The following is a 5924-nucleotide window of genomic DNA, read 5'->3' as shown; positions in this document are numbered from 1 at the left end:
CTGTTAATAATCTTTCCCACACTTACTAAGTTTTTGCAAAGTAATTTACACAACTGATGAAAAGATAAACTGACATTTTGTCTGCCCATATGGCTGTAAGGTATCAATAAACGTTTCCAATTATTTACTTGTTAAACAAATAGATATCTATATGTAATTTTTTGGTACTTATAAGTTCATTGTCATTATAGAACTTTAAGAAATCCACACGTTTTTTCACCTTAAAATCAAATAAGTCATAATAGAAACTTGATTTAGTAGAATGAAATTTTATATATCCTTTTTGTATATCTCCAGTTTCCGAATCATACATTTTATATTGATTTTGTATATTGTTTCTCGTTTTAAGATCTAGCTCTTGAGCTGTGGGTTTGATTTTAGCAGTAGTAATGACAAACCCTTTTTGTTGAAATCCATTTTTAAATACATTTATGCCTATTGACTTTTTTGTTGTTTTTCATTTTTTCGTGAAATGTGACTCCACCATATAAACAAGCGCTATTCTCACCTGCTTCTCCAACACAATTTGCTCCAAAGTGTACTCCGAATATATCTACATTTTTCCTTTGAATGTGTTTGCAATTTCCGAACTATTAAGCTCTTTTTTTAGACTATCTTTATTCAATTATTTAATTATAACATTAAATAATTATATAATAGTTGCTTGGTTTTAATTTTATCTTTAAAATTTAAGAAATTCACTTTCTGAATATACAGGTTTAATATTATATAACGCGGTTAAATCTAAGTCGGACTTGTTCTTTAGAGTTTCTGCTTTTGGAGTATATGTACTTGTTTGAGAAAAATGCTTAAATGAATTCCATAACGGAAAAAAGACATGACAATTAACACTAACATTGATCTAGAAATTTTCATTGATTATACTTTTTTCTTAGTATATAGATTTACATCAATATGACTTATATCATCAGATTTTAAAGTTTTATTGTCTTCATAAATTTTATCTATCTCATAGTCATTTTCTCCTTTTAAATCATAAATGTCGAATGAGTAATCTCTAGGAGTTTTCATATCAAATTCAATTAGACCTTTACTTATTTCGCTGTCTTTATAATAAATTTTATATTTATCGGACAATATTTTTCTGATCTTTATATCTAATTCTTGCAATGTCACATTTTTCTTATTTGTTCGTATTAATTCTGTTTCTTTTTGAATACCATCTACCCAAACATTAGCACCAATCACCCTTTCCTGTGCCAATTTTTCACTATTTAGTGTTGTACCTCCATATAGACATTCAGAAATATTTTCACTTATTTTTTCACACTTATAATAAAAAGATGCCCCATATATATCTACATTTTTATTTTTAAACTTCTGAGCTAAATCAGCAGTTGCAAACTTTACTCTCAAATCATTGCCACTATCACCTTGATTTCTAAATATTAAATCTTTTTCTCCACTTATTTCATCACTCTTAATATTTTCTTTAATGAATGGGTGATTATATTGACCATATGCATTAGCTAAAGCTAAATCTGTTAACTCACTTTTATCGTGTAAATCTTCTGCTTTCGCATATGATGTGAATGAAAGTAATAATGCTAAAAACGAAAATAATATTTTAATTTTATTAATCATTTTAAAACTCCTCAATATATTTCATTAACTTAATTATAAAACAACAAAAACAACTTTTAATATATAAATTTCGAACAATTTATGAATTTATACAAACATAAAATATAGGTTTCTAGAAATGGAATATTTATATTAAACCAATATTAAAAGATTTATATTCATAGATATCAGTTGCTATAGTAGTTAGAATGGAAATGATAGTTTAATAATGTACATTTTTTAAAAACCTAGACATAATTTTATTGAGGTGAACAATGAATCGTCTACACTTAATTGGACACATTCTATGAGAGTAGATTTTGTTAATTTAAGAAAGTAGGCGATTTTATTATGACTAGAGAAAGAAGATCATTTAGTTCAAATTTTAAGTTATAAATGGTTAGATTATATAAAAATGGTAAGCCTAGGAATGAAATTATACGCGAGTATGATTTAACACCTTCCGCGTTAGGGAAATGGATAAAGCAACATCAAAACACAGGTTGATTCAATCATCAAGATAGCTTAACAGATGAAGAAAAAGAGCTGATTAAATTAGGCAATGAAGTTCAACATATAAAAATGGAGAACGATATTTTAAAGCAAGCAGCGCTGATCATAGGACGAAAATAGAAGTCATTCAAAAGAATGCACATCAATATTCAGTTCCGGCAATGTGTAAAGTCCTAAAAATACCAAGAAGTACCTATTATGATTCTATAAAAAGAAAAGATAATAAAATCACTAAAGATGATTCAAACGTAGAACGTGCTGTCATAAATATTTTTAATTCTAATAGAAAAGTCTTTGGTGCAAGACGAAAGATAGCTCGTATCATGAAAAAACATAATCTAGTTTCTGTTTATACGAAAGCTAAATACAAAAATTATCCAAAAGAAACTAATGAAAAACGAATTAAAAATCATTTGAATCGCGCTTTTAATAGAGAACAACCAATGGAGACATTAGTAAGTGATTTGACATATGTAAAAGTCGCAGGAACATGGCATTACATATGTTTATTTATAGATCTATTTAATAGAGAAATTGTTGGTTACAGTGCAGGTAAAAATAAGGACGCAAATTTAGTATCAAAAGCAATCAGCAGAATAAATCATAATCTTGAACAAATCAACCTGTTCCATACCGATAGAGGCAAAGACTTTGATAATCATTTGATAGATGAAGTCCTAGAATCCTTTAAAATCAAATGTTCATTAAGTACCAAAAGTTGTCCTTATGATAACGCAGTTGCGGAAGCAACGATGAAAGCAATGAGATCTGAATTTGTAAAACAAATGTAATTTGAAAACTTAGAACAGTTAGAAACAGAATTATTTGATTATGTAAATTGGTATAACAATTTTAGACTACATTCTTCATTACAGTATTTGACGCCAGTGGCATTTAAAAATCTACATATGAAAAATGTCTAAAAAAATGTTGACATACCAGGTTATAGAATACCAATTGGAAGTATTTATGAGTTTCATCGAAGATGTTAAACTGTCCAGCTTAATTTGACAATCTAAATGTAAAATCATTAATAATTAAACAAAACTTAAAATATTTAACTTTTTGTGATTATTCCACATTATCTTATCTGCTCTTTATCACCATAAAAATAGAAAAAACAAGATTCCTAAAGAATATAGGAATCTTGTTTCAGACTGTGGACAAACTGATTTTTTATCAGTTAGCTTATTTAGAAAGTTTTATTTAAATTACAGTTTCTATATTTTATTAGATCACTATTTTAGCTCTTGTTCAAGTAATCATTTTTCGCCAAAAACTTTATATTGAATAGCTTCTACATTAAATACTTTATCAATGAGATCATCTACATCTTTAAATTCAGAATAATTTGCATACGGATCTATAAAATAAAATTGTGGTTCTTCACCAGAAACATTAAATATTCTTAATATTAAATATTTCTTCTTATACTCTTTCAAAGCAAACATTTCATTTAGCGACATAAAAAATGGTTCCTCAATATTAGAAGATATAGATGTTTTAATTTCAATAAATTTTTCTATAGCTTCATCTGTATTTGTTGGATCAAAAGCTACTAAATCATAGCCATGACCGTGTTGAGAGCCTGGATTATCATTTAAAATATTCCTAAACTGTTCTTTCTTATCTTCGTCTATTTTATTATCAATTAGATCATTAAAGTATTTTAGCGCTAATTTTTCTCCAACTTTACCGGTTAATTTATTCTCTTTATTTGATTTTTCAATTTCTGAATCATTTTTAGTAGTCTTTGATACACCTTTTTTATATTTTGGAATTACTCCTTTAGGTGCTTCCACTTGCTTGAGTGTCTTATCTATTTGTGCTATTCTAATTTCTTCAATTTCACTATCTTCCTGTATTTCGTCTATTCTATTGACTAAGCCATCATAGAATGTTTTTGTAACTTTTGAAGCTAATTCATTAAATAGTTCTAAAAATTTCTTTAAATCATATAGCATTTCTTCTTCTGTGAACCCTTCATTCAAATCATAATATTTGATTCTTATTGATCCATGAGAATATCCTGATGGGTAATCATTTTTTAAATCATAAGATGAATCTTTATTTTCTGCGTAATAAAATCTTCCAGTATTAAATTCATTTGATGTAATATATTTATTGAGTTCGGAAGATAAAGTTAATGCTCTTTGTTTTGCAGCATTTTTATCCCGCGGAAACATATTACTTATCTTTGACCATCCTTGATTCAAAGATAAGTATATGCCTGCTCCTTCTGGATGAAAAAGATATACCAAATAATATCCATCCTTTGATTCTTTTGTTATATTCTCATCATATATTGAAATCCAAGGAACTTTACTATAGTTCCCAGTAGCAACCTTCCCTACAACTGAATATTTATCTTCTTTTATATGCGCTTTTAACTGCTTGGGTAACTTATCATGGACTAAAGTTTTATATTGATCACCTTTATCCCAATCAGATTTTTTAACTACATTATTGGTACGTTTCTCTTTAATTAATTTAAGGACCTGTTTAAAGTTGTCTATCATTGGAAATTCGCTCCTATTATAAAATATATTATGTCTCATTTTCTTCAATATGTACTTATTTATATTTTACCGTAATTTTACTATATTTATTTACAGAAATAATTTTCTCAAAGCTAAAACTTTGCTTCACTATAAATATTCACTATAAAGAATATTTCGATATTATTTACTTGAAAGACTGCGGAGGCTAACTATGTCAAAAATCATGAACCTCATTACTTATGATACGCCTCTGCGTCTCGGTTAGTGATGCGGTTTTTAAACTACGGATCAATTTAATATGTTTAAGATTATCTTTTCTTTGTTATTGCAATCATAATTAAATTACCATTAGTATAAGTTTATTATTTTGGTTAGTTCAGTTTTAATAGCTTTTTTCAAACTAATAGGAAATTCTACTTTGACATTGGCACCACATGTGACTATTAATTTAGCTATAAAATTTATATCTTGCATGTTCACTTTTGATTTAAACAAATATGTCTCTTCGTTAATATTTTCAATCATATAGTCACTCCACAAGTATCCTTTCAAGATATTTAATCCAATAATATTACTTCTAATTTGTATATCAATCGTATTTTCGTTTTCAACCATAAACTGTTGAAAATTCTGCATAGTTATTTCATTACATTCTTTAGTTTCTCCCATTTCATATACTTCTTTTATTTTAGAAATGTTTAACAACTTTACTAATTTTGATGCTATATTAACAACAACGAAGTACCATTGTTGATTTTTATATAAGATACCAATACCTTTATATTGTTCTTTCAAATAGTTTTGTGAATAACAGATTTTAAATGACTTACTACCAATTGTTAATCTAATGATTTCATTAAATATCTTATAACTTTTGAACTGATATGTATCTTCATTAAAATATTGAAATATCTCATTATACTGGTTTATCAATTCTTTTTTATTCGAATTATTATATAACTTTTTTAATATTTCTTGATATTCTGTTTGAAAAGGTAACTTACTAACATTGGAGATACTTGAAAGTGTAAATACTAAAGCTTTCAATTCTTCGTCTGTGATTGCTATTTTCGTTTGGTTTCGATTACCTATGGTCATATAACCGCCATTTTTCCCTGTACTACTATATAAAGGCACTCCTAATGCTTCAATTTCCTTTATATCCCTTAAAGCAGTACTACGAGAAATATTAAATTCTGACATTAAATCATTTAACTTGAAATTCCTTTTTTCATTACAGTATTCAATCATATGATATAATCTAACAGATTTTTTCATTATTATTCCCCTTTTAGTATCAATAGGTGACACTAATACAGTATATAC

At 26.9% G+C, this 5924-nt stretch carries 5 protein-coding genes and 1 pseudogene; 1 reads left to right on the top strand and 5 read right to left on the bottom strand.

All coding sequences use genetic code 11. The features are described 5' to 3' along the window. Positions 1–124: 124 nt before the first annotated feature. From IDG60_RS27395 to seh, 3 genes are all read right to left on the bottom strand, one after another. Positions 125–433 (bottom strand): exotoxin beta-grasp domain-containing protein, encoded by a 309-nt coding sequence (locus tag IDG60_RS27395; RefSeq protein WP_078055703.1) that lies wholly within the window; start codon positions 431–433, stop codon positions 125–127. Then, the gene (locus tag IDG60_RS27390; protein WP_256530356.1) at positions 420–551 is read right to left on the bottom strand and encodes a hypothetical protein; all 132 of its coding nucleotides are present in this window, start codon (positions 549–551) and stop codon (positions 420–422) included. Before IDG60_RS27390 ends, IDG60_RS27395 begins: the two co-directional genes overlap by 14 nt. Positions 552–879: 328 nt before the next feature. Next, the gene (gene seh, locus IDG60_RS04915; protein WP_000608674.1) at positions 880–1605 is read right to left on the bottom strand and encodes a staphylococcal enterotoxin type H; all 726 of its coding nucleotides are present in this window, start codon (positions 1603–1605) and stop codon (positions 880–882) included. Positions 1606–1980: 375 nt separating this feature from the next. On the opposite strand from seh, the pseudogene IDG60_RS22130 reads away from it, so the two are divergent. After that, positions 1981–3020: pseudogene (locus IDG60_RS22130) on the top strand (IS3 family transposase). Between the two features lie 339 nt (positions 3021–3359). Here IDG60_RS22130 and IDG60_RS04895 read toward each other — a convergent pair. Continuing rightward, the gene (locus IDG60_RS04895; RefSeq protein ID WP_206160533.1) at positions 3360–4616 is read right to left on the bottom strand and encodes an MrcB family domain-containing protein; all 1257 of its coding nucleotides are present in this window, start codon (positions 4614–4616) and stop codon (positions 3360–3362) included. Positions 4617–4946: 330 nt separating this feature from the next. Further along, a complete protein-coding gene (locus tag IDG60_RS04890; protein WP_000750310.1) occupies positions 4947–5876 on the bottom strand; it encodes a helix-turn-helix transcriptional regulator in 930 nt (309 codons plus the stop codon). Positions 5877–5924: the final 48 nt, after the last annotated feature.

The organism is Staphylococcus sp. EG-SA-2, assembly GCF_017152085.1.
This window is presented reverse-complemented; position numbering and strand designations above follow the sequence as displayed.

Bases quoted from the DNA above. Each gene is read 5' to 3' on its own strand.
- IDG60_RS04895 (WP_206160533.1), bottom strand. From the start codon at position 4,616: ATGATAGACAACTTTAAACAGGTCCTTAAATTAATTAAAGAGAAACGT.
- seh (WP_000608674.1), bottom strand. From the start codon at position 1,605: ATGATTAATAAAATTAAAATATTATTTTCGTTTTTAGCATTATTACTT.
- IDG60_RS04890 (WP_000750310.1), bottom strand. From the start codon at position 5,876: ATGAAAAAATCTGTTAGATTATATCATATGATTGAATACTGTAATGAA.